Consider the following 1,629-nt stretch of genomic DNA (forward strand, 5'->3'; position numbering starts at 1 on the left):
ATCGAGGTGTCCTCGCGGGTGGCCAGCCCGTCGGCCGCGGAATTGAAGGGGTTGCTGATGTCGACGATGACCTTGCCCGCGAGGGCGTCTCCGTACTGGGCGACGACCGGAACGACAGCGTCGTACAACACGGCCACGATGACGATGTCCCCGGCCGGGACGGCGCCCCACTCTCCCGTCGTGGCGCCGCCGCCGAGAGCCTTGGCCAGGTCAGCGGCCTTGGACTGATCGCGGCCCATGACCTCGACGGTGTTGCCGCCCGCTACCGCCAGCGCACCGATGGCGCGGGCCATGTTCCTGGTGCCGATGATGCTGATGCTGCTCATGATGTGTGCTCGCTTCCTTGTCCTCGAGCTTTCGCTTTGTCTCGTTTGTGCCGGGTCAGGCCCAGCGCGTCGGCTGCGATGTGCCGGGACAGCTGCTGCTCGTCAGGTACCGCGGTATCCCGGCCTAGAGCCTCTGACCTGCCGCTTCAGGCTGCCGACTCGCAGTCGCCACCCGCACATGCCGGTGTCTCCCGCTCAGATCACCGTGGTGCCGCCGTCGGCAACCAGCTCCATCCCATTCACGTAGCTTGAGTCGTCCGAGGCGAGGAACAGCGCGACCGTCGCGATCTCCTCAGGGCGGCCCATCTTTCCCCGCGGGATCAGGGACTCGAACTGCCGCTTCGTCTCCTCGTCGAACAGCTCCTCCTGCTTCGCCGTGGCGACCTGGCCGGGGGTCAGCACGTTCACCCGGATCCGCCTGTCCTTCAACTCGGCCACCCACACGCGGGCGTAGGCCTGCTGCACGGCCTTGCTCGCCGCATACACACTCCACCCGGGGTAGCCCCTTTGCGAAGCGTTCGACCCGGTCATGAAGATCGAGCCGCCGTCGTTGAACAGCGGCAATGCCTTCTGCACCGTGAACAGCTTGCCGCGCGCGTTCAGCCCGAAGGCGGCATCGAAGTGCTCCTCCGTGATCTCGCCGAGCCTGCGCTGCTCGCCCGTCCCGGCACTTGCCCACAGCACGTCGACCGCGCCCTTTTCCTGCCTGACCGTGTCGAACAAGCGGTCCAGATCCGCCAGGTTGGCCGCATCGCCCTGCACGCCGGTCACGTTCCGGCCGATCAGCCTGACGGCTTCGTCCAGCGCTTCCTGCCGCCGGCCCGAGATGAAGACGTGGGCTCCTTCGTCTACGAACAGCTTGGCGCCGGCCAGCGCCATGCCGGTTGATCCGCCCGTGATCACCGCTACCTTGCCATCGAGCTTTCCCACGATCACTCCTTGTAATTGCTGGGCATTCGAATCCGCCTGGTTGTTATGTACACCGATCTGTGCGCTTAACGTATCGGATGGCCAGCGGGAACGCAAGCTATGTAAACCGGTCGGTACCCAAGTGGGCTATGCTGGACGCATGACGGAGTTGGAGAAGGGCCCCCAGGGCCGGCGCCGCGGCAGGGGCGCGCGCGAGCGCATCCTCAGCGCGTCACAGCAGCTGTTCCGCGATCAGGGCATCAACCGCACCGGCATGGACCAGCTCTGCGCCGTGGCCCAGGTGTCGAAGCGCACGGCCTACCAGCACTTCCCCGGCAAGGACGAAATCGTCGCCGAATACCTGCGCCGATTCGATCCCGGCGTCACGGCCGGA

Annotated in this window: 3 protein-coding genes; 1 reads left to right on the top strand and 2 read right to left on the bottom strand. The window is 66.3% G+C overall.

What is annotated here, in order from left to right:
- Positions 1-326, bottom strand: a 326-nt coding sequence (locus VGM71_RS08170) for an NADPH-dependent F420 reductase (protein WP_331543846.1), incomplete at its 3' end; no start/stop codon positions are given.
- A gap of 195 nt (positions 327-521) precedes the next feature.
- Positions 522-1,256, bottom strand: coding sequence for an SDR family NAD(P)-dependent oxidoreductase (locus tag VGM71_RS08175; protein WP_331543848.1), 735 nt, complete (start codon positions 1,254-1,256; stop codon positions 522-524).
- A gap of 139 nt (positions 1,257-1,395) precedes the next feature.
- Between VGM71_RS08175 and VGM71_RS08180 the strand changes: the two genes are divergently transcribed.
- A partial coding sequence (locus tag VGM71_RS08180; RefSeq protein ID WP_331543851.1) for a helix-turn-helix domain-containing protein occupies positions 1,396-1,629 on the top strand: 234 nt, incomplete at its 3' end.

It is taken from the genome of Luteibacter sp. (genome assembly GCF_036499525.1).
Taxonomy (GTDB): domain Bacteria; phylum Pseudomonadota; class Gammaproteobacteria; order Xanthomonadales; family Rhodanobacteraceae; genus Luteibacter.